At 64.8% G+C, this 26,943-nt stretch carries 27 protein-coding genes; 14 read left to right on the top strand and 13 right to left on the bottom strand.

Features of this window, described 5'->3' with window-relative positions:
* Positions 1-97: 97 nt before the first annotated feature.
* Positions 98-1,081: a bifunctional riboflavin kinase/FAD synthetase gene (locus BJF92_RS16045; RefSeq protein WP_075635797.1), complete on the bottom strand. Its 984-nt coding sequence runs from the start codon at positions 1,079-1,081 to the stop codon at positions 98-100.
* On the bottom strand, positions 1,078-1,926 hold the full coding sequence (locus BJF92_RS16040) for a TIGR01459 family HAD-type hydrolase (RefSeq protein WP_075635751.1): 849 nt from the start codon (positions 1,924-1,926) through the stop codon (positions 1,078-1,080). The genes BJF92_RS16045 and BJF92_RS16040 overlap by 4 nt, the downstream gene beginning before the upstream one ends.
* Before the next feature lie 350 nt (positions 1,927-2,276).
* Between BJF92_RS16040 and groES the strand changes: the two genes are divergently transcribed.
* The 3 genes from groES (at position 2,277) to BJF92_RS16025 (ending at position 5,441) form a co-directional block, all read left to right on the top strand.
* Positions 2,277-2,573, top strand: coding sequence for a co-chaperone GroES (gene groES / locus BJF92_RS16035; protein WP_075635750.1), 297 nt, complete (start codon positions 2,277-2,279; stop codon positions 2,571-2,573).
* Between the two features lie 72 nt (positions 2,574-2,645).
* Positions 2,646-4,283 carry a chaperonin GroEL gene (gene groL, locus BJF92_RS16030; protein ID WP_075635749.1) on the top strand — a complete coding sequence of 546 codons (1,638 nt, stop codon included), beginning with the start codon at positions 2,646-2,648 and terminating at the stop codon, positions 4,281-4,283.
* 501 nt (positions 4,284-4,784) lie between these two features.
* The gene (locus BJF92_RS16025) at positions 4,785-5,441 is read left to right on the top strand and encodes a ParA family protein (RefSeq protein ID WP_075635748.1); all 657 of its coding nucleotides are present in this window, start codon (positions 4,785-4,787) and stop codon (positions 5,439-5,441) included.
* 175 nt (positions 5,442-5,616) lie between these two features.
* Here the strand turns inward: BJF92_RS16025 and BJF92_RS16020 are convergent, their stop codons facing one another.
* The 7 genes from BJF92_RS16020 to hisS form a co-directional block, all read right to left on the bottom strand.
* Positions 5,617-6,078 (bottom strand): GNAT family N-acetyltransferase, encoded by a 462-nt coding sequence (locus tag BJF92_RS16020; protein WP_075635747.1) that lies wholly within the window; start codon positions 6,076-6,078, stop codon positions 5,617-5,619.
* 121 nt (positions 6,079-6,199) lie between these two features.
* Positions 6,200-7,450 carry an NAD(P)/FAD-dependent oxidoreductase gene (locus tag BJF92_RS16015; RefSeq protein WP_245294786.1) on the bottom strand — a complete coding sequence of 417 codons (1,251 nt, stop codon included), beginning with the start codon at positions 7,448-7,450 and terminating at the stop codon, positions 6,200-6,202.
* Positions 7,451-7,493: 43 nt separating this feature from the next.
* Entirely contained in the window at positions 7,494-8,015 is a 522-nt protein-coding gene (locus tag BJF92_RS16010) for a nucleoside deaminase (protein ID WP_075635746.1), read from the bottom strand.
* Positions 8,016-8,218: 203 nt separating this feature from the next.
* Positions 8,219-8,914: an ATP phosphoribosyltransferase gene (gene hisG, locus BJF92_RS16005; protein ID WP_075635745.1), complete on the bottom strand. Its 696-nt coding sequence runs from the start codon at positions 8,912-8,914 to the stop codon at positions 8,219-8,221.
* Positions 8,911-10,050 (bottom strand): ATP phosphoribosyltransferase regulatory subunit, encoded by a 1,140-nt coding sequence (locus BJF92_RS16000; RefSeq protein WP_075635744.1) that lies wholly within the window; start codon positions 10,048-10,050, stop codon positions 8,911-8,913. The genes hisG and BJF92_RS16000 overlap by 4 nt, the downstream gene beginning before the upstream one ends.
* Before the next feature lie 4 nt (positions 10,051-10,054).
* On the bottom strand, positions 10,055-10,423 hold the full coding sequence (locus BJF92_RS15995) for a VOC family protein (RefSeq protein ID WP_075635743.1): 369 nt from the start codon (positions 10,421-10,423) through the stop codon (positions 10,055-10,057).
* Positions 10,420-11,934 carry a histidine--tRNA ligase gene (gene hisS, locus BJF92_RS15990; protein ID WP_075635742.1) on the bottom strand — a complete coding sequence of 505 codons (1,515 nt, stop codon included), beginning with the start codon at positions 11,932-11,934 and terminating at the stop codon, positions 10,420-10,422. Before hisS ends, BJF92_RS15995 begins: the two co-directional genes overlap by 4 nt.
* Before the next feature lie 169 nt (positions 11,935-12,103).
* Between hisS and relB the strand changes: the two genes are divergently transcribed.
* From relB to copM, 5 genes are all read left to right on the top strand, one after another.
* The gene (gene relB, locus BJF92_RS15985) at positions 12,104-12,334 is read left to right on the top strand and encodes a type II toxin-antitoxin system RelB family antitoxin (protein WP_075635741.1); all 231 of its coding nucleotides are present in this window, start codon (positions 12,104-12,106) and stop codon (positions 12,332-12,334) included.
* Positions 12,318-12,587 carry a type II toxin-antitoxin system RelE family toxin gene (locus tag BJF92_RS15980; protein ID WP_075635740.1) on the top strand — a complete coding sequence of 90 codons (270 nt, stop codon included), beginning with the start codon at positions 12,318-12,320 and terminating at the stop codon, positions 12,585-12,587. The genes relB and BJF92_RS15980 overlap by 17 nt, the downstream gene beginning before the upstream one ends.
* A gap of 112 nt (positions 12,588-12,699) precedes the next feature.
* Positions 12,700-13,488, top strand: coding sequence for a hypothetical protein (locus BJF92_RS15975; RefSeq protein WP_075635739.1), 789 nt, complete (start codon positions 12,700-12,702; stop codon positions 13,486-13,488).
* Positions 13,489-13,549: 61 nt separating this feature from the next.
* Positions 13,550-14,035 (top strand): hypothetical protein, encoded by a 486-nt coding sequence (locus BJF92_RS15970; RefSeq protein ID WP_075635738.1) that lies wholly within the window; start codon positions 13,550-13,552, stop codon positions 14,033-14,035.
* A 101-nt stretch (positions 14,036-14,136) separates the two neighbouring features.
* Positions 14,137-14,544: a CopM family metallochaperone gene (copM, locus tag BJF92_RS15965; protein ID WP_075635737.1), complete on the top strand. Its 408-nt coding sequence runs from the start codon at positions 14,137-14,139 to the stop codon at positions 14,542-14,544.
* A gap of 156 nt (positions 14,545-14,700) precedes the next feature.
* On the opposite strand, the gene BJF92_RS15960 is transcribed toward copM, so the two are convergent.
* Positions 14,701-15,363, bottom strand: coding sequence for a DNA-3-methyladenine glycosylase I (locus BJF92_RS15960; protein ID WP_245294785.1), 663 nt, complete (start codon positions 15,361-15,363; stop codon positions 14,701-14,703).
* 252 nt (positions 15,364-15,615) lie between these two features.
* Here BJF92_RS15960 and BJF92_RS15955 point away from each other — a divergent pair, with 252 nt between their 5' ends.
* Positions 15,616-16,497 (top strand): L,D-transpeptidase, encoded by an 882-nt coding sequence (locus tag BJF92_RS15955; protein ID WP_078058111.1) that lies wholly within the window; start codon positions 15,616-15,618, stop codon positions 16,495-16,497.
* 339 nt (positions 16,498-16,836) lie between these two features.
* Positions 16,837-17,529, top strand: coding sequence for a L,D-transpeptidase (locus BJF92_RS15950; RefSeq protein WP_075635735.1), 693 nt, complete (start codon positions 16,837-16,839; stop codon positions 17,527-17,529).
* A gap of 174 nt (positions 17,530-17,703) precedes the next feature.
* On the opposite strand, the gene BJF92_RS15945 is transcribed toward BJF92_RS15950, so the two are convergent.
* Together BJF92_RS15945 and BJF92_RS15940 are read right to left on the bottom strand one after the other, a co-directional pair.
* Positions 17,704-18,171, bottom strand: a complete 468-nt coding sequence (locus tag BJF92_RS15945; protein ID WP_075635734.1) for a type II toxin-antitoxin system VapC family toxin — start codon at positions 18,169-18,171, stop codon at positions 17,704-17,706.
* A complete protein-coding gene (locus tag BJF92_RS15940; protein WP_075635733.1) occupies positions 18,168-18,431 on the bottom strand; it encodes a hypothetical protein in 264 nt (87 codons plus the stop codon). The genes BJF92_RS15945 and BJF92_RS15940 overlap by 4 nt, the downstream gene beginning before the upstream one ends.
* 389 nt (positions 18,432-18,820) lie before the next feature.
* Here BJF92_RS15940 and ileS point away from each other — a divergent pair, with 389 nt between their 5' ends.
* From ileS to BJF92_RS15920, 4 genes are all read left to right on the top strand, one after another.
* Positions 18,821-21,844 (top strand): isoleucine--tRNA ligase, encoded by a 3,024-nt coding sequence (gene ileS / locus BJF92_RS15935; protein WP_075635732.1) that lies wholly within the window; start codon positions 18,821-18,823, stop codon positions 21,842-21,844.
* A 386-nt stretch (positions 21,845-22,230) separates the two neighbouring features.
* Positions 22,231-22,848, top strand: a complete 618-nt coding sequence (locus tag BJF92_RS15930) for a GPALPP1 family protein (RefSeq protein ID WP_075635731.1) — start codon at positions 22,231-22,233, stop codon at positions 22,846-22,848.
* 528 nt (positions 22,849-23,376) lie between these two features.
* Positions 23,377-23,856, top strand: a complete 480-nt coding sequence (locus BJF92_RS15925; protein WP_075635730.1) for a GNAT family N-acetyltransferase — start codon at positions 23,377-23,379, stop codon at positions 23,854-23,856.
* A gap of 63 nt (positions 23,857-23,919) precedes the next feature.
* Positions 23,920-24,984, top strand: a complete 1,065-nt coding sequence (locus tag BJF92_RS15920; RefSeq protein WP_075635729.1) for an ABC transporter ATP-binding protein — start codon at positions 23,920-23,922, stop codon at positions 24,982-24,984.
* 222 nt (positions 24,985-25,206) lie between these two features.
* Here the strand turns inward: BJF92_RS15920 and BJF92_RS15915 are convergent, their stop codons facing one another.
* Positions 25,207-26,928, bottom strand: coding sequence for an ABC transporter permease (locus tag BJF92_RS15915; RefSeq protein WP_245294784.1), 1,722 nt, complete (start codon positions 26,926-26,928; stop codon positions 25,207-25,209).
* Positions 26,929-26,943: the final 15 nt, after the last annotated feature.

Here is a 26,943-nt window from a genome sequence, read left to right as displayed (position 1 = left end):
GGTGCGCCAGCGCATCTCACTGGAAATCACGCGCAATCCGATGCGCTATCTTTTGTCTGTATCGGATTGTTCCGAAAACCGGTTTCGGTCCTTGACCCTAGAAACACAAGGCCGCGTCGATGGCGCTCAGCGGCTTCACCCCGGCCAGCAACGCGCGCGCCTCGGCATCGTCCTGGCGCATCTGGGCGACCAGCGGGTCGAGGCCGGAGAATTTCAGCTCGTCGCGCAAATGCCCGAAGAAGCTGACGGAGGCCACCTTGCCATAGAGGTCGCCCGACCAGTCGAACAGGAAGGTCTCGAGCAGCGCCTCGCCGGCCTGGGTCACCGTGGGACGGTTGCCGAAGCTCGCCACGCCATTGTGCAGGGTGCCATCGGCCTCACGGAAGCGCACGGCATAGATGCCGTTCTTCAGCTCCGTGGCGGGGTCGAGCCGCATATTGGCGGTGGGATAGCCGAGCGTGCGGCCCAGCTGCTTGCCGTGGATCACCTCGGCCTCGACCGTGAAGCGATAGCCGAGCAGGCCGGCGGCGCCCGCGACATCGCCCGACTGCAGGAAGCTGCGGATGCGGCTGGACGAGATCACCTCCGTGTTCTCATCGCGGAAGGCATCGACCAGGGTAACGCCGAAGCCGTGGGCCTGCCCCGCCTGCATCAGGAAGGCCGGCCCGCCTTCGCGTCCCTTGCCGAAATGGAAGTCGAAGCCGGTGACCACATGGCCGGCATGCAGCCAGTCGATCAGCACGCGCTGGACGAAATCGCCGGCGGAAAGCTCGGAGAAGGAGCGGTCGAAGGGATATTCGATCACGCAGGCAAAGCCCATGGCTTCCAGAAGCCGGGCCTTGAGCGGCGCCGGCGTCAGCCGGAAGACGGGCTGCTCGGGTTTGAAGACGCTGCGCGGATGCGGCTCAAAGGTCAGCACCAGCGCCTTGACGCCGCGGGCCTCGGCCTCCTTCAGCGCGCGCTCCAGCACGGATTGATGGCCGCGATGGACGCCATCGAAATTGCCGATCGCGATCACGCCGCCCTTGAGATCCTCGGGCAGCGGCTGGCGGGTTTCGTTGCGGTGGAAAATCGTCGTCATGCGAGGCGCGGCATCCACCATTTCGGGGATGCTCCCTCAGCCTTCAGGAAGGCCTTGAGTTTGGATTCGTCGGTCTTCTCGCCGGTCATATAGTCCTTCGCGTGGATGCCGGCGCTGATGTAGAGCAGGTCCAGCCCGCTGTCGATCGCGCCGCGCACATCCGTCGGCATGCCGTCGCCGATCGCCAGAACGCGCGAGAAATCGACCGAGCCGCGCACGGCTTTGGCCTCCGTCAGCGCCGCGCGGTAGATCGGCTTGTGCGGCTTGCCGGCGATCCGGGTCTCGCCGCCCAGCTCGCCATAAAGCTTGGCGATGGCGCCGGCGCAGGGGATCAGCCGGTGGCCGCGCTCGACCACCAGATCGGGATTTGCACAGATCAGCGGCAGTTTTCGCGCGGCGGCGGTCTTCAGCGTCGCGCGATAATCTTCCGGCGTCTCGCTCTCGTCATCGAAGAAACCGGCGCAGACGATCGCATCGGCCTCCTCGCAGGAGACCATCTGCACGTTCAGCCCCTCGATCAGCGGCAGATCGCGATCGGAGCCGATGAAATAGATCTTCTTCGGGCCGGCGGCGATCAGCGCGCGGGTAACGTCGCCTGAGGTGACGATGCGGTCATAAGCTTCGTCGGGCACGCCGAGCCCGCGGATCTGGGCAATGACGCCTGGCGACGGGCGCGGCGAATTGGTGATGAGCACCACGGTCATCCCGCGTGCACGGGCGGCCGCCAGCGCCTCGCCGGCACCGGGAAAGGCCGCAACGCCGTTGTGCAGAACGCCCCAGACATCGCACAGCGCGATGTCGTAACGGGCGGTAATGTCGCGAAACTCGGAAATGCGGGAAATCATGGCGTCTTTGCGATCGACAAAAGGAGTGAAGGGTTCATGACAAGGCTCGGCACAAAACACAAGCGTCAAGGCCATGCTCAGGTGCGGCCTGCAGGATTTTCCGGGTCATCTTCCACGCCTCATGCCCTGCGGCGATGCTGGCCGCGCCCGGGACGAATGGCCATGGTTAACGCCGGCCAACAGCAAAAAGACACAAAAATTTTGCAGAAGCGCGATGGAACCGGTTCTTGACTCGCGCTTGCGGCGTGACTATCTCCAGGGCGCTGGCACTCCCTAAGCGAGAGTGCTAACAGTTCATCGCGGGTCCCACCTCGCGCGATCCGCACGTCATTTGATCGAGGAAACAGACAATGACAAGCACCAACTTCCGCCCGCTGCACGACCGCGTCGTCGTTCGTCGCGTCGAGTCCGAAGCTAAGACCAAGGGCGGCATCATCATCCCCGATACCGCCAAGGAAAAGCCGCAGGAAGGCGAAATCGTCGCCGTCGGCACCGGCGCTCGTGACGAGTCCGGCAAGGTCGTTCCGCTCGACGTCAAGGCTGGCGACCGGGTTCTGTTCGGCAAGTGGTCTGGCACCGAGGTCAAGCTCAACGGCGAAGACCTGCTGATCATGAAAGAATCCGACATCATGGGCGTCATCGCCTGATCTCGGACTTTTTCCGACATCGAATTGCTTGAGACGCCGGATCATCCGGCATTCAAACCAGGAGTTTGAGACATGGCAGCTAAAGACGTAAAGTTCGGCCGTAGCGCGCGCGAAAAGATGCTGCGCGGCGTCGACGTTCTCGCCGATGCAGTAAAGGTCACGCTCGGCCCCAAGGGCCGCAACGTCGTCATCGACAAGTCCTTCGGCGCTCCGCGCATCACCAAGGACGGTGTTTCGGTCGCCAAGGAAATCGAACTGGAAGACAAGTTCGAGAACATGGGCGCCCAGATGGTCCGCGAAGTCGCTTCGAAGACCAACGACATCGCCGGTGACGGCACCACGACCGCGACCGTTCTCGCCCAGGCGATCGTTCGCGAAGGCAACAAGGCCGTTGCCGCCGGCATGAACCCGATGGACCTGAAGCGCGGCATCGATCTGGCCGTGTCCGAAGTCGTGAAGGATCTCCAGGCCAAGGCCAAGAAGATCTCCACCTCGGAAGAAGTTGCCCAGGTCGGCACCATCTCCGCCAATGGCGACAAGCAGGTCGGCGCCGATATCGCCGAAGCCATGCAGAAGGTCGGCAACGAAGGCGTCATCACGGTTGAAGAAGCCAAGACCGCCGAGACCGAACTCGAAGTCGTCGAAGGCATGCAGTTCGACCGCGGCTACCTGTCGCCCTACTTCGTGACCAACCCGGAAAAGATGGTCGCAGACCTCGAAGACGCGTTCATTCTCCTCCACGAGAAGAAGCTCTCGAACCTGCAGGCCATGCTCCCGGTTCTGGAAGCCGTCGTTCAGACCGGCAAGCCGCTCCTGATCATCGCTGAAGACGTCGAAGGCGAAGCCCTTGCAACGCTCGTCGTCAACAAGCTGCGTGGCGGCCTGAAGATCGCTGCCGTCAAGGCTCCGGGCTTCGGCGATCGCCGCAAGGCCATGCTGGAAGACATCGCCATCCTGACGGGCGGCACAGTCATTTCCGAAGACCTCGGCATCAAGCTCGAAAACGTCACGCTCGACATGCTCGGCCGTGCGAAGAAGGTTTCGATCTCCAAGGAAAACACCACGATCGTCGACGGTGCCGGCCAGAAGTCCGACATTGAAGGCCGCGTTGCCCAGATCAAGGCTCAGATCGAAGAAACCACCTCCGATTACGACCGCGAGAAGCTCCAGGAGCGCCTGGCCAAGCTCGCTGGCGGCGTTGCCGTCATCCGCGTCGGCGGTGCGACGGAAGTCGAAGTCAAGGAACGCAAGGACCGCATCGACGACGCTCTGAACGCCACCCGTGCGGCCGTTCAGGAAGGCATCGTTCCCGGCGGTGGCGTTGCCCTGCTGCGCTCCTCGACCAAGATCACGGCCAAGGGCGAAAACGACGACCAGGAAGCCGGCATCAACATCGTTCGCAAGTCGCTGCAGTCGCTGGTTCGCCAGATCGCCGACAATGCCGGTGACGAAGCCTCGATCATCGTCGGCAAGATCCTCGACAAGAACGACGACAACTACGGCTACAACGCCCAGACCGGCGAATTCGGCGACATGATCTCCATGGGCATCGTCGACCCGGTCAAGGTCGTTCGCACCGCCCTGCAGAACGCCGCTTCGGTTGCTTCGCTGCTGATCACGACGGAAGCCATGATCGCCGAGCTGCCGAAGAAGGACGCTCCGGCAATGCCGGGCGGCATGGGCGGCATGGGCGGCATGGACATGATGTGATCGGCCGATAGGCCAATCGCAGCAGGGCCATGAAGCCGCCCATCATCTAAGGTGGTTCAGCGCGTCAAGCGCGCTGAAGAGGCGGCATGGACATGACGTGATTGGCCGACAGGCGATTGCACTGATCCATCCGGTTCAGTCTAGGAAGGGCGGTCCCGCAAGGGCCGCCCTTTTCCTTGCGCTTTCCATCCACCGGCAGGCAGGCAGGGACAGGCGGCACAGAGACCGTGAGAGGTCACGATCGCGCACGCTCCGGATTTCGTCGCAAACCCCAGACAAAGGCGAAAATTGTCACATTTATGTTATGCTTAACAGGATATCATGGATGAATTTATCCCTATTTATCGTGTTTAACCGACCTCTTTTTTATGAATAATGGCCAGGGGGAATTGATTCTGGGACCGTCGGCAGCGCCTAGCGAACAAGCCGTCATGAGAGGTATCACTTGCAAAACGACACCGTAGCTGCGCCGGTTTTCATCAACTTGGTGTCTTCAGCTTCATGATCATCAGCTTTGCAAATGTAAAAGGCGGGTCTGGAAAGACAACAAGCTCTGCGCTGCTCATCTCGGGCTTGACCGAACGCGGCTATCGGGTCGCGGTTCTCGATTGCGACCCTCTCTTGACCCTTCATGACTGGTGTTCGACCGCATGGCCGGAGCGGCTCACCTCGGCCCGTGCCGACAAGCCGGCGGATATTTCACGCCATCTGGAAGCGTTCAAGCGCCAGGCGGATTTCATCATCGTTGACCTTTCCGCAGCCACCGATGTGATGAACGCGCTGACATTCGCGCTGTCTGATTTCGTTGTCGTGCCCATGCAGGGCTCGGCCGTCGATGCGCGCGGCGCCATCCACACGCTCAACCTCCTGAAGCTGGTGGAGGACAACAGGCGGATGGTGATCAAATCCTCGGTTCTGCTGACGCGGCTCAATCCCATGGTGCTGACCAATTCCGCCAAGCATGTCAGCCAGGTGATCTCGAAGCAGAACATTCCTTTTCTGGATGCGGCCATTCTGGAGCGTAGCGCCTATCGCGACATGTTCACCAAGATGGCCTCGCTGTTCAGCGCGGAGGATCCCCGGATCCACAATCTCGACAAGGCGCGGCGGGACATTCTCTGCCTCACCGATGCTGTGGAGCGGCGTCTGGCCGGCTGAGCGCGATCGTTGTGCACGTGCCCTGCCATTGGCTTGCCTTCTGTCGATCCAAACCACAGAGCGGTTTCACGCGCCAGGCTTCAGCGCAACACGCGGCCAAGGCCTGCCAGGGCCTGCGCGCGATCAGGCCAGCAATAGCGCACGGTCTCGATCGGCGGACAGTCAGCGCGCTCTGTCATCCAGCGCTCGCGGATTGTGCGCCAAGCCGGGCATAAAGCGCGCAGGCCGGGTGATTTTGCGCAAAGGCGGTCAGATGCACCCCGCGCGCACCAAAGTCCCCGGAAATGTCCATCAGCCCGGCCTGGAACAGCTTCCGGCCAAGGCCTAAGCCGGCAAAGGGCGTATCGACATAGAGATTATGGAGATAGATGCCCCATGGATCGTCCGGCTTCAGCACGAAGCAGGCAAAGCCGGCGATCTCCCCTTCCGCGGTTTCCGCCACCCGGATGAGGATATCCGGCGCCGCACCCTCCGCCAAAATGCGCGCAGCCCAGAGGATCCGCTTCTCGTCTGGCATCACCTCGAACAGATAGGCTGGCGGCAGAAAATGCGCATAGATGCGCTGCGACTGCCGAACGTGGATATCGACGATCGCCGCGCGATCCTCGGCGCGGACAGGGCGAATGGACGGATGCATGCAAGGCTCTCCGGACAGGTGCTGCGCGGGCGACGAAGAAGCGCGGCAGCGTGACAGGACGATGACAAAGCCAGGCCCGAAATCACGGTCTGACAGAATTCCGGCTCGTCGCGCTGCGCGATCAGGCCGGCAGCAGCGATTTGAGATCCGTTGCCGGATCGGCGAGCCTGACCCTCTCAGGTGTCACGCCCATCTCGATCAGCTTCTTGCCGGTGACATAGGCCTTGGCATCGTTGAGCGCATCGACGGCGATCAGGCGGCCGCCTCGGAAGTACCAGACGGAGACGGCGCCTTCGCGTGCGCCCGGCCGGGTCAGCGTCTCGTCATGGCCGAGGCCGAAGCCGGCGATCTGCAGCTTGACGTCATATTGATCTGACCAGAACCAGGGCTTGGGACGGTAGGGCTCGGCACTGCCTGCCAAGTGCGCTGCCACCGCCTCGGCCTGATCCACGGCGTTCTGCACCGATTCCAGCCGCACGGCCATGTCCTCGAAGGGCACCAGCGCGCAATCGCCCATGGCATAGATGGCCGGGTCTTGCGTGCGCCCGAACGCATCGACCAGGATGCCGTTGCCGGTGGCAAGGCCGGCCTCGCGCGCCAGCGCATCATTGGCGGCAACGCCGATGCCGGCAATGACGAGATCGACCGGCAGCACCGTGCCATCGGCCAGGTGAGCGGCCACCACCCGGCCATCGCGCCCTTCGAGACGGGACAGCGCCGCCCCCTCGCGCAGATCCACGCCGCGCCCGCGATGCAGCGCCGCCACCAGCGCCGAGGTGGCGGAAGCCGCCACGCGCTGGAGGATGCGGTCCGCCATTTCGATCAGCGTCACGTCGAGCCCCTGCAGGCGCGCGACCGCAGCCGCCTCGAGACCGATATAGCCGCCGCCGACGATCAGCGCCCGCCGCCCTGCGGCCTTGACTACCGCCATCGCCTGGGACAGCCGGTCGGCATCGCGGAAGTCGCGCAGGGTGAAGACCCCTTCGAGATCGCCACCTATGGCCGAAGGCAGCTGCCGGGGCGTCGCGCCGGTCGCCAGCGCCAGCCGGTCATAGCCAACCCGTTCGCCATCATCCAGCACCACGCAGGCAGCGGCACGGTCGATCGCGGCCACGCGGGTGGAGAGGCGGAGCTCGATGGCATTGTCGCGGTACCAGGCCTCCGGGCGGAACTGCAGGCGGTCGAGCGCCATCTCGCCGAGCAGATATTTCTTCGACAGCGGTGGCCGCTGATAGGGCAGGCTCGCCTCCGCGCAGAGCATCGTCACCGGCCGAAGGTCACCCAGCGCCCGCAGTCGCGCCGCCAGCGCAAAGCCCGCCTGTCCGCCACCCACGATCACCAGCCGTCCGTTTGCCGCTTCCGCCATTGCCATCCTCATCGTCCTTAGCTCGTGTCCACGGCCGGCCGCCCCAGCCTCAATCGCCGCGCACCGCCGCCTGGAAATGCGCCGCGCCGCCGCTCGTCCAGTAGCGCTCATCCGTGGTGTCGAGAAACTGCCGGAACAGCGCCTGCGCCTCGTCCTGCCTGATCCCGGCGATGATCTCGACCGTGTGCGCGGCATGGCGCGGCGGGCTCGGCACCATCCGGCTGGAGGCGCAGCCGCCATAGGCATCGGGCATGGCATAGACCAGCCGGGCGATCGGCAGATGAAGAAGCGTGCCGAAGCACATGATGCACGGCTCCAGTGTCGTATAGAGCGTCAGCCCGTCGCTGCGCTGATGGTCATAGGGGCTGACGAAGACCGAGCGGAACAGGTTGATCTCGGCATGATCGAGATGGTTGCTGGCCATGGTCTTGTGCGCCCGCCCCAGCACGCGCCCATCCGGCGCGGCCAGCACGGCGCCGACCGGAAAGATGCCGGCGGCCAGCGCAAGTGCCGCTTGCTCCAGCGCAGCGCCCATCAGGGCATGATCGTCCGTGCGAACCGTTCCGTCCATGCGCATGCCTCCTGTTCGACCCCTCGTCCGCTGGCTGCCCATCGTCCGAAGGCTTTGGCCTCACAGTCTGTTCAAGACTTGCTGTTGGTCTGACAAAAATGGTGATTTCGAGAACCGGAGCGCAGCGTACTCAAGGTACGTGAGCACCGGAAGCGCAGAAATTGCCATTTGCAGGCGGCCAGCGGCGATTATCGGACAGACTGTCAGAGCGCGCCGCGCACCCGGCGCACGATCTCTTCCACGCGCTCATCGCCCTGATGCGCCGCCTTGCGGGCGCGCACCAGACAGGCTTCCGATTTCAGGATCACCCCATCCGCCAGCACCTTCAGATGGTTGGCCTTCAGCGTCGAGCCGGTGGAGGTGATGTCGACGATGATGTCGGCCTGGCCGGCCGCCGGCGCGCCTTCGGTGGCGCCCAGGCTTTCGACGATCCGATAGAGCTGGATGCCGTGGCTGCCCGAGAAGAACTGCTGGGTCAGCCGCCAATATTTGGTGGCGATCGCAAGCCGCCGGCCATGGCGCGCGCGGAAATCGGCGGCGACATCGCCGAGATCGGCCATGGTCTCGACATCGAGCCAGATCTCCGGCACCGCCACCACCACATCGGCCCCGCCAAAGCCGAGCCGGGCGCAGAATTCCACGCGGGCATCGACCTCGCTCATGTCCTCGCGCACCAGATCCTCGCCGGTCACGCCGAAATCCACCGTGCCGGCGGCAAGCTCCCGGGCGATCTCGGAGGCTGAGAGATAGGCGATCTCGACGCCGTCAAGCCCGTCGATCCGCCCGCGATAGGAGCGGTCATTGCCGACCGAGACAAGCGGCAGGCCGGCTCTGTCGAAGATTTCGGCGGCGGCTTCCTTGATGCGGCCCTTGGAGGGAAGCGCGATCGTCAGCGTCATGGCGCGGTCCTTTCCCCTGCGGGGCTCAGCGCGGCGGCGATCCGGTCCAGCCACAGCGCGAAGCCGACGGCGGGAATGTGATCGGGCGCGCCCAGCAGCGTCATCATCCGGTCGAAACGGCCGCCGCCGGCCAGCACCTTGTGCTGCCCGCGCTCGGTCACCTCGAAGACGAGGCCGGTATAGTAATCCAGCGGCCGGCCGAAGGCGGCGCGCCAGGTGATGTCGGCCAGCGGCGCGCCGGCATTCGCAAAGGCCGCCACGCGCGCATCGAAGCCGGCAATGGCCCCGTCCAGCGGCAGGCCGGCGGCGCGGGCGAAATCGGCCAGAACGCCCGGCGCATAGCGCAGGCTGACATTGAGCGAGAGGAATTCCTTGAGCGCGTCGAGCTTGGCCTTGTCGAGCGAGGCGTCGGCCAGCTGGCGTTTCTCCTTCAGCCGCCGAACGATCTCCTGCGGGGCGCGGCTGGCATTGGTGAGAGTGCCGGTGCGGGCCATCTCGGCCTCCACATGGGCGATCAGCCCGGCCTCGTCGCCGGCCTGAAGCAAGGCCTCGACCTCGGCCGGCAGCCCCGCCATCGGGGCAGGGCGGGCGAGCCGGGCGATCATTGCATCCAGCACCTCCTGCTGGCCGAAGGCGCGCACCAGCCGCTTCTGCCAGCCGGCCGGAAGCCCGAGCGCGGCCACGACGGCCTCGAACACCGCCTGATCGCCGATCGTCACCGTCAGGCTGCGGCCGGGCAGAATGCGCGCGAGGCAGCCGAGCGCATCGGCGACGATGCGCGCATCGGCGGCGGCGAGATCGGGATCGCCCAGATCCTCGATACCGGCCTGATAGAATTCATGCCCGCCTTCGCGGCGCTGGCGGAAGACCTGGCCGAGATAGGCATAGCGCTTGGGCGTGCCGGTCGCCGTTTCGATATGGCGCAGGCAGACGGGAATGGTGAATTCCGGGCGCAGGCAGAAGCTTTCGCCGGTCTCGCTTTCGGTGAGGAAGATGCGCCGGCGCAGATCCTCGCCGGCCATGTCGAGAAAGGGCGCGGCCGGCTGGATCACCGGCGTATCCACCCGGTGGGTGCGCCGGGCCGCAAATTCATCGAGAAGCGTGCCGGCAAAATCCGGCAGGTCGATCAGGGCCATGGGATCACCGCGCCAGGCGTTGCATCAGTTCGATGCGGTTTTCAAAAGGGTCCTGCACATGCAGGCGGTCATAGCCATCGAGCGGGACGTCGCGCGTCACCGCCACGCCGGCGCCGGCAAGTCGGGCCTCAAGCGCGGCGAGATCATCGACGAGGAGCGCCGGATGGGCCTTGCGGGCAGGGCGGAACTCCGTCTCCACGCCGAGATGCACACGCGCGCTGCCGGCCTGAAACCAGCACCCGCCCCGGCCGGCGAGCGCTTCCGGCTTCTCCTCCTCGGCCATGCCGAGCAGGCCGGCATAAAAGCCGCGCGCCAGCGCCTCGCCGCCTGCGGGCATGGCGAGTTGCACGTGATCCAGACCCAGAACGCTCATGCGCCGGCCCGGCGGCGGTCTTCGGCCTGAGCCTCGAGCATGGCCTTGACCTTCTCCACCAGCTCGGCCTCCGGCACCGTCTCCTGCGCCACGCGGGCCTCGCGCCAGGCGGCATTGTCCTCGATCTCGCCGGAGAGCCGCTTGCCCTCGATCAGATCCTTGATCTGGACGACGCCCTCAGCGCGCTCGTCACCGCCCTGGATGATGGCGACGGGCGAGCCGCGACGGTCGGCATATTTCAGCTGGTTGCCGAATTTCTTCCAGTTGCCCTGATACATTTCGGCGCGGATGCCGGCGCTGCGCAGCTCCTGGGTAAAACGCTGGTAGCGCCCCATGGCCTCGACATCGCCATCCATGACGGTGACGAGAACCGGGCCGAGCACCTCGTCCTGCCCCAGCTTGCCAAGGTTCTTCAGCGCGGTCATCAGGCGCGAGACGCCGATGGAAAAGCCCGTGGCCGGCACCGGCTGGCCCATGAAGCGCGAGACCAGCCCGTCATAGCGCCCGCCGCCGCCGACGGAGCCGAACACGACCTTCTCGCCCTTCTCGTTGGTCACGTCGAAGGTGAGTTCGGCCTCGTAGACCGGGCCGGTGTAATATTCGAGGCCGCGCACGACGGAGGGGTCGATCTTGACGCGGGATTCATAGCCGGCGCCGGAGACCAGCGCGCCGATCATGTTCAGCTCGTCGACGCCTTCCGCCCCCTTCGACGTGCCCTCGACCATGGCGGCGAGTGCCGTTGCGCTTTCGGCGTAGTTCTGGATTCCGACGAAGAACAGGACCTTGTCGATCTGCTCGGCATTCAGTCCCGCGCCCTTGGTGAAATCGCCGCTCTCATCCTTGCGGCCTTCGCCCAGCAGCAGCGTCACGCCCTCAGGGCCGAACTTGTCGAGCTTGTCGATGGCACGCAGCACGTTGAGCCGCCGACCGGCATTCTCCTCGCCGCCCAGCCCGATGGCCTCCATGACGCCGTCGAGCACCTTGCGGTTGTTGACCCGGATCACATAATCGCCGCGCTGGATGCCCAGCGCCTCCAGCGTATCGGCCATCATCATGCACATTTCCGCATCCGCCTGGACGCCGGGCGCGCCGACGGTGTCGGCATCGAACTGCATGAACTGGCGGAAGCGGCCCGGGCCCGGCTTCTCGTTGCGGAAGACATAGCCGGCCCGATAGGTGCGGTAGGGAAGCTGGATCTCCTGGAAATTCTCCGCGACATGGCGGGCAAGCGGCGCGGTCAGGTCGTAGCGCAGGCTCATCCACTGATCGTCGTCGTCCTGGAGCGAGAAGACGCCCTCGTTCGGCCGGTCGCTGTCGGGCAGGAACTTGCCCAGCGCATCGGTATATTCGAACAGCGGCGTTTCCACGGGATCGAAGCCATAGCGCTCATAGACGGCGCGGATCTTCTCGATCATCGCATTGGCGGCATGGATGTCGGCGGCGCTGCGGTCGACGAAGCCGCGCGGCAGGCGGGCTTTCAGCTTCTGCGGTTTTTTCTGCTTCTCGCTCATCACATGTCATCCACGGCCATGAGGCCCCGTTTCGAGGCCGAAAATTGAGCGGTTTCTTAGAGGATGGCAGCCGGAGCGGCAAGGGCGAAGGCTGGTCGGCCCGGCTGGCGGCTGGTATATTCGCAGGGCCCGACAGCGAAAGACATCGATCAAGGCCAGGACGGTTCCCATGAACACGCGCGTCACCCTCAGCATGCCCGAGGAAATGCACCATCTGATCCTCAAGCACGCGGCTGAAGCCGGTGCGGCGCCGGATGCCTATATGATCGAGGTGCTGGAACAGCATCTGGAAGACCTGCACGACATCGCCCTGGCGGAAGCGGCGCTGGAACGGATTAAGCAGGGAGAGCGGATCTACACGCTGGAAGAAGTGAAGCGCGAACTTGGCCTGGGCGATTGATTTTCGCGACACGGCGCGTAAGCAGCTGGGCCGGCTTGCGCCGCCGGACTCCGCGCGCATCATTCGCTTTCTTGAGGAGCGACTGGCCACCCACGAAAATCCGCGCAAGCTCGGCCTTGCCCTGAAGGGCACGGAACGCGGCGGCCTCTGGCGCTATCGGGTCGGCGATTATAGGATCATCTGCGAGATCCAGGACGACAGGCTGGTGGTGCTGGTGGTGGAAATCGGCCATCGTCGCGAGATCTATCGCTGAGCGTGCCGCCCCCCCCCCCAGCCGCGTCTTGACCCGGCGCACGACAACCAACGCCTCGCTTGCCTTGCCGGCGCTCTGGAAATTATCCCCGCCTTCCTCTATCGCCTCCCTGATGATCCCCGAAGCCCTGAACTATGCGGCGAGTGCCGCGCTGACGCCTGCAAGCTTCCGCCCCTTCATCGGCGGCTCGGTCCGGCTCTGGGCCCGCGCCCGGCGCTGCGCGAAAGCCTGGGCGCCGCATGAGGCGCAGTGCCATGCGGCCGTCGAGGCCATGGTGGCGGAGATGAAGCAGCGGCGCACCGTGGTCGTGCTCGGCTCAGGCCTCCTGCGCGACGTGCCGGTCAAGGCGCTGTCGCGCGCCTTCGACACGGTGGTGCTGGTCGACCTCGTCCATCTCGCCAGCATCCGCGCCTGGCTGGCGCTGAACGGCATTCGCAATGCCAAGCTGATTTCGCGCGATCTCTCCGGCGCGCAAGCGATCCTGGCCGGGCTGCCGACGGAGCCGCTCGCTTTTCTGCGCCAGGTGCCGGCGCTGGATCTGGTGATCTCGGCCAATATTCTCTCGCAAATGCCCATCGGCCTGCGCCGCAGCCTGGAGGGTCAGAGACGGCCAATCGAGGAGGCGACGCTTTCGCGGATCGTCGAGGCCCATCTCGAGGGGCTGGCCGGTCTGCCCTGTCGCCGCCTGCTGCTGACCGATTGCGACTATACGGTGCGGGACCGGGCAGGCACGGTCGTCGAAACGGCCGATCTCCTGCTCGGCCATACCCTTCCACCTGAGGAGGCCGAATGGATCTGGCCCGTCGCGCCCTTTGGCGAGGAAGGACGCGACATCGAGATCCTGCATCGTGTCGTCGCCGTGCGCGATCCCGGCGCGGGGACGCGGCCAGCGGTGCGGTGATGTGACTAGCTTTGATTTGCCCGGCGTTGATTTGCCTGGCGGGGCGCGCTAGCTTTCCGCCATGCCCCGTCTCGCCGCGCTCCTGATGGTTCTTGCCTGGATGGTCCTTTCGGCCATGCCGGCGCTTGCCATGCATCCGCCGCTGACGATGCCTCCCGGCGGCCTTGCGCAGGACTGGGTGCAGCAGGGTTCCGAACAAAAGGGCAGGGGACAACAAGGCGGCGGGCATGAGCATGAGCGGGGGATGACATCGCGCCATGCCGCCCACCACGCCGCCTCTGCGACTGATTCAGTCCAAATGGCCGAACAGCCTTGCAACGTGATGGCGCAAGCCGGCTGCACACCTCCCTGTTGCGACCATCATCAAGATGGCGGGCATGCCGGCAAGTGCTGCTGGATGGCCGCCTGTGCCGGATGCCTGACGCTGCTGCCGCAGGCGCTGCCGGTCGCCTGGCTCACCCTGCCGCGTAATGTGCCCGATCAAAGCGCAGTGCCGATGCTGGCCGACCATCCGCCCCGGCCGGCCGAGCGTCCACCCCGCCTGTAGCGCGACGTCCGCAGCCGCCCGGCAAAATTCAGGCGGTATGTCATTCGTCGGGCACGTTCCGTGCCGCACCTTCACAGGCCCCTTTCAGGGAAGGACGTTCCATGTCCATCAAGACCATGCTCACCAAGACCCCGGCACGCCGCAGCCTTCGCGCCGCTTTCCTCGCAGCCGGCCTCGCCGTCCCCCTTCTGGCCACGCCCGCTTTTGCCGAGGAGATGAAGGATCATTCCGCCATGGGCGCGTCGGCAGCGCAAGCGCCGTCGACCCAGGCCTTCAAGAAGGCCAATATGGCCATGCACGAGGAGATGGCGATCGACTATTCCGGCAAGCCGGATGTCGATTTCGTGCGCGGCATGATCCCGCATCACGAAGGGGCCATCGCCATGGCGAAGGTCGAGCTTCAATATGGCAAGGATCCCGAAATCCGGAAGCTGGCCGAAGCCGTGATCAAGGCCCAGGAGGCTGAAATCGCCGAGATGAAGGCCTGGCTGGCAAAGCACGACAAATAAGTCTCAGGCCGGGGCGTCGAACGGACGATGGTTCGGCGCCCCGATCTCTTTGCACAGAAGCGTTCCGGAAGCCGGTTGCCGGTTTCCGCGATGCTCCAATTTTTGTTCTTGCATCGGATTTTCCGAAAACAGGTTCCCACTTTTCGGTCCGATCCTCTAGGGACGGACGAAGCGCAGCCTTGCCTCTTCCGCCCGCGCCCGGCAGCTGCAGCCCTCGATATGGTCGTTGACCATGCCCATGGCCTGCATGAAAGCATAGACAGTGGTCGGGCCGACGAAGGTCCAGCCGCGCTTCTTCAGGTCCTTGGAAAGGCGGATGGAAGCCTCCGTCTTGGGATTGGCCACCAGCGCCGCATAGCTCACCTCTGCGGGGCGCTCGGCCGGCTTTGGCTCGAATTGCCAGAGATAGCGGGCCAGCGAGCCGAATTCGGCGCGCACCTTCTGGGCCTGGCGCGCATTGTTGATGGTGGACACGATCTTGCCGCGGTGGCGCACGATGCCGGCATCGGCCACGCAGCGCTCGATGTCCTCCTCGCCGAAGGCGGCGACGCGGTCGATATCGAAGCCGGCAAAGGCCGCGCGGAAGCCCTCGCGCTTGCGCAGGATGGTCAGCCAGGAGAGGCCGGACTGGAAGCCTTCCAGGCAGAGCTTCTCGAACAGCCTGGTGTCGTCCTCGACGGGCTGGCCCCATTCCTCGTCATGATAACGGATATAGTCGGGCAGGCCCATCTGCCAGAAGCAGCGCAACAGGCCATCCTCGCCCCGCCGCAATCCCTCCGGCAGCGGCTGTGCCTCCGCAGCCATCCTCGTCTCGTTCATGCTCGTCATCCCCTTTGCCATCCGACGCCCGCACGGCGCCGATGGTTAATGCCCCGGCAAGCTCTTTTACCCCGAATGCACCATGTCGCCAAACCGGCTGATAACCTTGATCAAAGCTTGCCTGCGCCAAAGCGGGGCGAACCGCCACCCGTTTACGTCCCGGTATCCTTTACGGTGGGAGGCTAAGGGCACTCGCCGGCCCGGAAACATCGTTTCCAATCTATATCGGCCCGCACGCTGCACGAGGACGCCATGACCACCAGGTTTCTGCCCGGCCGCAAGGATGCGCCCGCCTCTTCTTTCGATCCCGCCAAGCGTGCAGGTCCGGCGCGACGGCTGGCGCAGATCGCGCTGGCTGCCGGACTGATCGCGGCAAGCGCCTTGCCCGCCTTCAGCGCCGAGCGCTATGGCGACCGTCCGCCCGTCATCGTCAGCCCCGATCTGACCGCTCCCTGGTTGATGCAGCTCGGCGGCGCGCCCGACGCGCCGGCCGCCGTCAGCCGCGCCAACCCGCAACGCGCAATGCCGCAGCGGCAGGTCTATCAGCGTCAGGTGACCCAGCCCCAACTCGTCCAGCCTCAGGTCTCTCAGCCCGTCGCAGGCCCCGCGCCGGCGGCGCGTGTGCGTCCCCAGCAGCAGGCGGCTGTCCTTCGCCCGCAGGTGCAGGCCTCGCGCTTCGATCCGCAATATCTGCCGCAGATGGTGGTCTATGAGACGAAGGAGAAGCCGGGCACGGTGGTGATCGACACCAACAACCGCTTTCTCTATCTCGTCACCGGCCCCGGCCAGGCGCGGCGCTATGGCGTCGGCGTGGGCAAGCCGGGCTTCGAATGGGCGGGCGAGCACAAGGTGACCCGCAAGGCCGAATGGCCGAGCTGGCACCCGCCGCAGGACATGGTGAGCCGCGAGGCGGCCAAGGGCCATTATCTGCCCGCCTCGATGGAGGGCGGCCCGGCCAATCCGTTGGGCGCGCGGGCCATGTACCTCGGCTCCACGCTCTACCGCATCCACGGCACCAACGCCCCCTGGACCATCGGCTATGCCGTCTCCTCCGGCTGCATCCGCATGCGCAACGAGGATGTGGTCGATCTCTATGAGCGGGTGAAGGTCGGCACGCGCGTCATCGTGCAGTAAAAGCATGACGCGGCACCAGTTTTGTGCATTGCAACAGGTCGGTCTTGGCGGGTGATGAAATCATCCGCCGGCGCGGACCAGGGGCAGGGGCGTGTCCTTCCTGCAACAAGCGCGGCCAGGCAGAGGGATAAGCCTTGTCCGCAGCGATATGTTTTCAAGACAGGACTTTATCGGTTTTGGCATAGTCTCGCCGATACTGTCCGTTTCGTGTTGCGAAAGCCTTTAGACGACAAAGCCGGGTGGCCGGGCTGCCCGTCTGCCTGAGACCTCGAGACAGCCGAGCATGCGACCGCAATCGCGTCAGGCTGTCCACCCATGCATTGAGAGGAGACCTATTCGATGAGAATGCCCCTGCGGTTTGCCGCCGCGCTCGCTCTGTCCGTCGGCATCGCCCTGCCGGTCCTGCCGGCCCATGCCTTCCCCGCGGCGCCGGTCGCGGCCCGGGCAAACAGCGCCGTGATCAAGGCCTCCGCGCAGGAGCGCAAGCCCGCCCGCCAGTTCTGGCGCACAAAGGTGCGGCTGCGCACGGATGAGGCGCCGGGCACCGTCATCGTCGATACCAACAACAAGTTTCTCTACTATGTCGAAGGCAACAACAGGGCCACGCGCTATGGCATCGGCGTCGGCCGCGAGGGTTTCGGCTGGTCGGGCATCGTCCAGGTCGGACGCAAATCGGAATGGCCGAGCTGGCGCCCGCCGGCGGAGATGATCGCGCGCGAGCGAAAGAAGGGCCATATCCTGCCGGAGGTGCAGGAAGGCGGCGTCAACAATCCGCTCGGCGCGCGCGCTCTCTACCTCTACAAGGGCGGACGCGACACGATCTTCCGCATTCACGGCACCAACCAGCCCTGGACCATCGGCCAGAACATGTCGTCCGGCTGCATCCGCATGATGAACGAGGATGTCACCGACCTCTATGCCAAGGCTCCCATCGGCACCAAGGTGATCGTCATCGGCCCCGGCAACAAGCAGGGCGAAGTCTCCTATGACGACCGCGGCGTCGACGTGCTGCGCACCTTGTTCGGCGGCTAATACTCAGTGTTGATGATAGGTCCTATAGGTTCCTATCATCGACACTTGGTATAAGGCCTCGTGCTGCGCACGACTTTCCCTATGGTGCTCTCGTGGTCTGATTTTGACTTTTGCACCCGTTCGCAGCACCCCTGAGAGCGCTGCAGAAGGGTATCAACTGTCAAATTCATTCCACTAGGGTGCTGTTTTTGGTCTGATTGGAAACGCTGCCGCATCATCGTTCCACGGATCGAAGACAGCGGCACCGCATAACTTCACATCCCTGACGTTTCGTGTGACGAGATAGAGGCGATAACGAATGGCGGTTGCGGCCAGCAGGCAGTCGATGACAGGGGGAGCCTGCCGCGTCGTGCGCTTGATCTCGCCTGATATGGTTCCCCAGAGACGCACGATGTCATCATCAACGCTGAGCACTCTGTTGCCGAAGCGTGCCTCCAATGCGTCGCGTGCGGCGATATAGCGATGCCGGGCAGGGTCATGGGGATCGAGATGCGCAATCCCCTTATCGAATTCCGCCAGGCTCAAGACGCTCAGATAAAGGCTTTCTTCCGGCTGACTTGCCGCCCATGACTTGACCGAGGGGGCGCCCCGGACGGCGATCAGGGCCGACAGCACGTTGGTGTCAAGCAGCCAACCCTTCATGGCAGCGAAACATCCCGGCCGCGATCCTCGTTACGGGACAGATCGATGCCGTCAAGATCGAGGCTTTCGAGAAAATCGACGAGCGGAAGATCGCCGTGCCATCCGGTCAGGGCGGCGTAGCGCTGGCGGCTGATGACGACGACCCCGTCGCTGTCCTCGAGATCGACATACTGCGGCCCTTCATCCCGCGCCTTCTGCAGGAGATCGTCGAGATGCGATCTGGCATCTTCCTGCGTCCATCGTCTATCCGCCTGGGCCATCCTTGCCTCCTTGAGCGTGTCGTAACAGGACCCCTCCGGTGGACGGTGCACCCTCAAGGTGACAGGGGCACGCCGCCTGGGGATGAGGTTATGCGATGCGCTGCCCGCCGTCGAGACGGCAGGGAAATCCCCTTCCTTTTCCCCGCAAAACCTCTTAGAGAAGGCGGCTATGACCATCGGCGCCCGGAAGAACCTGTTTCGAATTACCGGCCCGGCCTTCCGCCCGCGCTTCGCGGCTTGAGCGAAGCGCCGGAAGGGCCGGGTTTTCGTGCGCCGCCCGATCGCGCCTGTTTGCCGATGGCCGGCCGCACCGTCCTCTTCACATTGTCCTTCGTCCCCTGCGCCGGCGCCTTTCGCCGCGCAAGACAGATCTGTCCGAGCAAGAAGCCATGACCGACACCGCTGCGACGCCCCTCGACTATTCCAAGACGCTCTATCTGCCCGAAACCGAATTTCCCATGCGCGCCGGCCTGCCGCAGAAGGAGCCGGAGATCGCGAAGCGCTGGCAGGAGATGGACCTTTACAAGCGCCTGCGCGCATCCGCTGCCGGCCGGCCGAAATTCGTGCTGCATGACGGCCCGCCCTATGCCAACGGCAACATCCATATCGGCCATGCGCTGAACAAGGTGCTGAAGGACGTCATCACCCGCTCGTTCCAGATGCGCGGGCGCGATGCCAATTACGTGCCGGGCTGGGACTGCCACGGCCTGCCGATCGAGTGGAAGATCGAGGAGAAATACCGCGCCGCCGGCAAGAACAAGGACGAGGTGCCGGTCAACGAATTCCGCCGGGAGTGCCGGGAGTTCGCGCAAGGGTGGATCGACATTCAGTCGGCCGAGTTCCGCCGCCTCGGCATCGAGGGCGATTTCGAGCGGCCCTACACCACCATGAACTTCCACGCCGAGAGCCGCATCGCCGGGGAACTGTTGAAGCTCGCCGTCAGCGGCCAGCTCTATCGCGGCTCCAAGCCGATCATGTGGTCGGTGGTCGAGCGCACCGCACTGGCGGAAGCGGAGGTGGAGTATCACGAAGTCGAGAGCGACACGATCTGGGTGAAGTTCCCGGTGTTGAAAGTCTCTGAGGATAAAGAACTAGGCTATTGGATCAAAGAAGCATTAAAATTAATCGCTGTCGATGATGAGACTGAGGACGGTCTGGAGCGCATGCACGACTACGAAGTTGATGCATATCTTTCCAGTATAAGATCGGCCAACGTCGTCATTTGGACGACTACGCCTTGGACGATCCCCGGCAATCGTGCGATCTCCTTCTCTTGGAAGGTCTCTTACGGCCTTTATGAAATCACTTCAGCCGCCAATAATTTCGGTCCTAAGCCAGGCGAAAAGCTGATCCTTGCAGACAAACTCGCTGCGGAGGCATTTGCTAAGGCAAAGCTGGAATATCGCCGCTTAGCTCCCGTGCCCGCTGAAGTGCTTGCGGCGATCACCTGCGCCCATCCGCTGGCGTCACTCGGCTATGATTTCCTCGTTCCAATGCTCGACGGCGACCATGTCACCGACGATGCCGGCACGGGTTTCGTCCACACCGCGCCCGGCCATGGCCGCGAGGACTTCGATGCCTGGATGTCGAATGCGCGCGATCTCGAAGCCCGTGGCATCTCGGCAAAAATCCCCTTCACCGTCGGCGATGATGGCTTCTACACCGACGAAGCCCCCGGTTTCGGCCCCTCGGCCGAGGGTGGCGCCGCCCGCGTGATGGACGACAACGGCAAGAAGGGCGATGCCAACAAGCGCGTGATGGACGCGCTGATCGCCGCAGGCAATCTCTTCGCTCGCGGCCGGATCAAGCACGAGTACCCGCATTCCTGGCGCTCGAAGAAGCCGGTGATCTTCCGCAACACGCCGCAATGGTTCGTCTATATGGACAAGGACCTCGGCGACGGCACGACGCTGCGTTCGCGCGCGCTTGCCGCCATCGACGACACCCGCTTCGTGCCCGCCGCCGGCCAGAACCGCCTGCGCGCGATGATCGAGCAGCGGCCGGACTGGGTGCTGTCGCGTCAGCGCGCCTGGGGCGTGCCGATCTGCGTCTTTGCCGACAAGGCCGGCACCGTGCTGAAGGACGAGGCGGTCAATGCCCGCATTCTCGAAGCCTTCGAGAAGGAAGGGGCCGATGCCTGGTTTGCCGCAGGCGCCAAGGAGCGCTTCCTCGGCAACGAACATGATGCCGAGCAGTGGACCATGGTCACCGACATTCTCGATGTCTGGTTCGACTCGGGTTCCACGCACACCTTCACGCTGGAAGACCGGCCGGATCTGAAATGGCCCGCCGACGTCTATCTGGAAGGCTCCGACCAGCATCGCGGCTGGTTCCATTCCTCGCTGCTCGAAAGCTGCGCCACGCGCGGCCGTGCGCCCTATGACGCCGTGGTCACCCACGGCTTCATCATGGACGAGAAGGGCGAGAAAATGTCCAAGTCCAAGGGCAATGTCACAGCACCCCAGGACATCATGAAGGACGCCGGCGCCGATATCCTCAGGCTGTGGGTGATGAGCTCCGACTATGCGGAGGATCTTCGCGTCGGCAAGACCATCATCCAGACCAATATCGACGCCTATCGCAAGATCCGCAACACGATCCGCTGGATGCTGGGCACGCTCGCCCATGACAGGCAAGAGGAGATCGCCTACGCCGATCTGCCGGAGCTGGAAAAGCTGATGCTGCACCGGCTCTCGGAGCTCGATCAGCTGGTGCGCGAAGCCTATGACGGTTTCGACTTCAAGCGCATCACCCGCGCCCTGACCGACTTCGCCAATGTCGAGCTCTCGGCCTTCTATTTCGACGTGCGCAAGGACACGCTCTATTGCGATGCGCCCTCGAGCCTGAAGCGCCGCGCGGCGCTTCATGTCATCCGCAAGCTGTTCGATTGCCTCGTGCTCTGGTTCGCCCCGATGATGCCCTTCACCACGGAGGAGGCCTGGCGCTCGCGCGATCCGCAGGCGGATTCCGTGCATCTCGAACAGTTCCCGGCCATCCCCGCCGAATGGCGCGATGCGGATCTCGCCGAGAAATGGCGCAAGGTGCGCATCGTCCGCCGCGCCGTGACAGGTGCCCTGGAGGTGGAGCGCAAGGACAAGCGCATCGGCTCCTCGCTGGAGGCAGCACCTGTGGTGCATGTGGCCGATCCCGAGCTGATGGCGGCGCTCGACGGGCTCGATTTCGCCGAGATCTGCATCACCTCCGATATCGAGGTGGTGTCAGGCGAGGGGCCGGAAGGCGCCTTCCGCCTGGAGGACGGCACCAAGGTCTCGGTCGAGCCGAAGCTGGCGGAAGGCACGCGCTGCGCCCGCTCCTGGAAGGTGACGAAGGATGTCGGGTCCGATCCGGCCTTCCCCGATGTCTCGGCCCGCGATGCGCAGGCGCTGCGGGAGCTGGGTTTCGCCACCGCCTGACTTTTGGGTGATCGCCCGGAGGCTTGCAACTCTGCCTGCGCCCGTCCTTGCCCTTTTCGGCAGGGCGGGCGCAGGGCCGCTTTAACGAAGCCTTAAGCCGGTCGATTGCGTCTGTGGCGGCCTTGGTTTAAAAGCCGCCTTGGTTTAAGAGAAGGGCACGCCTGCCTCCTGCCGGCACGGCCGGGGTGGGAAGACGGCACATTGCCTGAAATTTGGCGGATTTGTCCGCCAGGGCAATGGCAATGGGCAATCTCAGGGGCAGATCGCCACCGGCAGGCCATGCGGAAGGCCGCCCGCCGCTTTGCGGAGCGCGGCAGCGGCCCGGCAATAGCCGTCATGGTGATCAGTCGCGCCTTCGATCGGGGCGCAGGGCGGGAAGGATAGGCATGGAAATTTCGCGACAGATGCGCAGTGGCGCCCTGATGCTGGCTGTTGTGGGCTTTGGTCCTCTCCTGTCCGGCTGTGTCGGCGGCCCGACCTACGGCACCGACAAGACCGCCGGCGAGCATCTCATGGACGATCTCGGCAATGTCGTGAGCCTTGAGGGCGAAAAGCCGAAGAACCTCAAATATCAGCCGCGCCCCAACCTGGTCATGCCGCCCTCCTCGCAGAGGACGGCGCTGGTCCAGCCGCAGACCTCGGTCGCCTCCAAGGACAATCCGCAATGGCTGGAATCGCCCGAGGAGACGCGCCAGCGCCTGCGCGACGAGGCCACGGAAAACGCCAACAGCTCCACCTATGTCTCTCCGCTCGCCAAGGGCCCGGCCAATGGCCGCGCGCTGACGGCCGACGAGCAGCAGGCCGCCTATCGTGCCGCCCGGCGCGAACAGATGGGCGCCTATTCCGACAAGCGCCGCTTCCTGAGCGATCCGCCGCTGGCCTATCGCGCGTTGCCCGAGGATCAGATCAATGATCTGGGCGAGCCCGAGCAGGACAAGGAGCGCCGCCGCAAGAAGGAGGCCGAAGTCGATGGCACCGGCCGCAAGTGGTGGCAGGTGTTCTGATCGCTAGTGGAATGAATTTTACATTTGATACCCACGTGCAGCGATCTCGAGGATCAAATGTCAAAATCAGACCACTAGAGCATCGGACCGAAAAGTGGGAACCGGTTTTCGGAAAAATCCGATGCAAAAACAAATTTCTAGAGCATCGGACTGCGTATGATTTTCAGTCCGATGCTCTAAAGGCAAGGCCTGTGCGCCCCGGTCGCTCGACCGAAGGCGGCGGGCTTTTTCTTTGGCCTTTCCGCGCAGCGGCTTTCGCCTCGCTTGGTGCCTCTCGGCTTATGACGCTGACGCTCCGTCCATCCTCTGTCGCCAGACTGTCGGACATCGTGCGATCGATTGGCGCGTAGCGCACCGGTGGGTGAGACCATTTCGGAACCGGCGTCAAACCGCCTCTCTGTCCTATGACATCATCACGACATGTGGTTTGCACATGATACAAGGGAACCGTTCCTGCTCTCGCCGAGCCTGTTTTCCCTCTTGTCCCCGCCCTCGACATTTCCTTCCATGCCATTGATCCGAGATCCCATGCCGCCTGTCCTGCGTCCCGCCCGTCCCGACGACATCGCCACCATCCTGCGTTTCATTCGCGAACTTGCGGTCTATGAGGAGGCCGGCCATGAGGTGGAGGCGTCCGCGGAGGATCTCGCGGCATCGCTGTTTTCGCCGGGCGCCGTGGCCCATGCGATCCTCGCCGAGGAGCAGGGCCAGCCGGTCGGCTTTGCGCTCTGGTTCTATTCCTTCTCCACCTGGCAGGCGAAGAAGGGGCTTTATCTCGAAGATCTCTATGTGACGCCGGAAGCGCGCGGCTCCGGGGCCGGGCGGGCCATGCTGCAGCATCTGGCAAAGCTGGCGCTGGCCGAAGGCTGCGGCCGGTTCGAGTGGAGCGTGCTCGACTGGAACGAGCCGGCCATCCGCGTCTACCGGCGCATCGGCGCCGAACCGCTGGACGAATGGACCCGCTACCGCCTGTCCGGCGCGGCGCTCAAGGCGTTTGCCGAGGGATAGGCGTCGGACGGAACGGCGGGAGCGGGGCTCCCGCACAATGGCAGGGAACCCGCGAGGCGCCGCATGACCCATATTCAGATCGACACCGTCACCAAGGCCTTTGATGGCGCCAAGGCGCTCGACGCTGTCTCGCTCGATTTCGCCAGCGGCTCGTTCACGGCGCTGCTTGGTCCCTCCGGCTGCGGCAAGACCACGCTTCTGCGGCTGGTCGCCGGCTTCGAGCGGCCGGATGCGGGGGAGATCCGCTTTGACGGGCGGGCGATGAGCGGGGCGGGCGGCATGGTGCCGCCGGAAGAGCGCAATGTCGGCGTCGTCTTCCAGTCCTATGCGCTCTGGCCGCATCTGTCCGTGGCCGGCAACATCGCCTATCCCTTGAAGATGCGCGGGGTTTCGAGCGGCGAGATCGACCGTCGCGTGGCCGAGGCGCTGGATATCGTTGAGCTCGGCGGCTTCGGCGCGCGCGACACCTCCGAGCTTTCGGGCGGCCAGCGCCAGCGCGTGGCGCTCGCCCGCTGCCTGGTCGCCGATGCCGACCTGATCGTTTTCGACGAGCCGCTCGCCAATCTCGACGTTCATCTGCGCGCCGCCATGCTGGAGACCTTTCGCCAGGTTCACCGCACCACCGGCCGCACGATCATCTATGTGACGCATGACCAGGCCGAAGCCTTGGCGCTGGCCGATCGCGTGGCGGTGATGGAGAAGGGCAGGGTGCTGCAATTCTCCCCGCCCGAGGCGCTCTATCGCGCGCCCGCCACGCAGAAGGTCGCCCGCTTCATCGGCCGGGGCAGCTTGCTCGCGGCCTTTGTGTCGCCGCTTGGCCCCGGCAGCGCCGGCGTGCGTTGCGGCGAGGGGGAATTTTCCGCGCGGTGCGAGGGGACGGTGGCGGAGGGGCCGGCGCATGTGCTGCTACGCCCGGAAAACCTGCATCTCGTGGAGCCCGGATCGGACAGCATCACGGGCACGGTGCGTCGCGTGACCTATCACGGCCCGGCCTATGAGACCGAGGTGGAGGTTTCAGGGGTGGAGGCCTCTCGCGGCAGGCTGATCGTCGATGCGCCACAGGCGCTCGTCATCGGCGCGCCGGTTGCCATCGCCGTCAGCGATGCCTGGGTGGTGCCTTCGGCCTGACAGTCTGTCCAATCATCGCCGTTGGCCGCCTGCAAATGGCAATGTCTGCGCTTCCGGTGCTCACAGACCTTAAGGACGCTGCGCTCCGCTTCTGGAAATCACCATTTTCGTCAGACCAACAGCAAGTCTTGAACAGACTGTGAGAGACGGCTGAACTGCTCCCGTCCGCGCGCCACAGCCGCCTTCAGACCATGCGTCGCGGCTCTGCCGAAGTCTCTCGCCTCAGCGCCAGGGCAAGACCCCTGGCGGCAGGCGCCGGCCGAGGCGGTCGATCAGGCCGAGCGTGACAATGACCACCAGGAGCGAGGTGACGGCGATGGCGGCGGCCTGGGTGCCCAGCCCCGCCTCTTCCAGGCTGAACAGCACCACGCCCAGCGTCTCATGGCGCGACGACCAGAGCAGGGCGGAGACGGTCAACTCGTTGAAGGCGCTCATGAACACCAGAAGCGCACCGGCAATGGCGGCGGGCGCGGCCAGGGGCGCGGCGATGGTCGCCAGCCGGCGCAAGGGGCGCGCGCCGCTGGCCGCCGCCGCCTCGTCCAGCGCCGGCGGGATCTGCGCAAGCGCCGTGCTCACCGGCTTTCCGGCCAGCGCCAGGAAGCGCATGAGATAGGCGATCAGGATGATCCAGGGCGTGGCATAGAGGCTGCCGATCAGCGGCAGCGGCTTCAGAAACAGGAGGATCGCGGCGATCGCCAGCACGATGCCGGGGATCGCATAGGGCAGATCGATGGCGCCGCCGACCGCTGTCGCCAAACGTCTGGGCCAGCGCATCATCAGCCAGCCGAGCGGAAGGGCGAAGCCGGCCAGCAGCAGCGCGGCGGCGGAGGACAGAAGGAAGGAATTGACGAAGGCGCGCGTGGTCGAGGCCTGCCGCCACAGCACCTCGACATAATTGTCGAGTGTGACGGTGCTCCAGCCGAGCGGCACGCCGAAGGCCGGGATCAGCGAGGTAACGACCAACGCCAGCGCCGGCAAAGCGAGCGTGAGCAGGATCACGCCCCAGGCGGCAAGCGCCACCGGCAGCTTCCAGCGGCCGAGCGCGAAATGAAAGGCGGGGCCGGCGGTCATACGCGCCGGCCGTCCACCGGTTGCCAGCCGCTGCAGGCCGATGCCGGCAAGCGTTGCCACGGTGACGATGATCGACAGCGCCGCCACGTCCGGCAGTACGTCCGGCCCCGAGCTCGACAGCTTCTGGTAGATCAGCGTGGACAGGGTGAGATAATTGACCGGCAGGCCGAGCAAAGCGGGGATGCCGAAATTGCCGATGCCGGAGATGAAGGCCAGCGAAAAGCCGGCTGCCAGATAGGGCCGAATCAAGGGAAGGATGACGGTCGCCAGCACCCGTAGCGGCCGCGCGCCGCTGGCCCGCGCCGCCTCGATCAGATCGCGCGGCACCTGCGCCAGGCCGGCGCGCAGCGCGATGAAGACGATCGGCGCGTGCTGCACGGCATAGAGCAGGATGATGCCGCCGCGCCCGAGCATCGGATTGCGCGCGCCCGGCGCCGGCGCCAGGCCGACGAGATGGAGCAGCGTGCTCGACGGGCCGAAGAGATGCAGCCAGGCGATCGCCGTTACCTGCGGCGCGATCATCAAGGGCAGGATGATGCAATAGCCAAGCGCAAGGCGGCCCGGCACATTGGTGAGCGCCACGGCAAGCGTTAGCGGCAGAGCGAGAGCCAGCGCGGCGCAGGCGCCGAAAAAGGCGGTGTCCACCGTGTTGAGCGTCGCCCGAAAGGCGGAGGGGCGCGCGATGCGGGCGAGGAACTCCGTCAGATCGAGCGCGCCGCCGGGCGCCAGGGCCACCATGAACAGCCGGCCGATCGGCAGCAGCGTCAGGCAGGCGACGACGACAAGGACGAAGGCTGTCAGGATCGCAGGACCGGAGAGGCCGCCAGCACGGAGCGGCTGCCGGTGGACGGTCCGCGAGTAGCCGTCAGGCAACGACCTGCCAGACGA

The sequence above is a fragment of the Xaviernesmea rhizosphaerae genome (assembly GCF_001938945.1).
Lineage (GTDB): Bacteria > Pseudomonadota > Alphaproteobacteria > Rhizobiales > Rhizobiaceae > Xaviernesmea > Xaviernesmea rhizosphaerae.
This window is presented reverse-complemented; position numbering and strand designations above follow the sequence as displayed.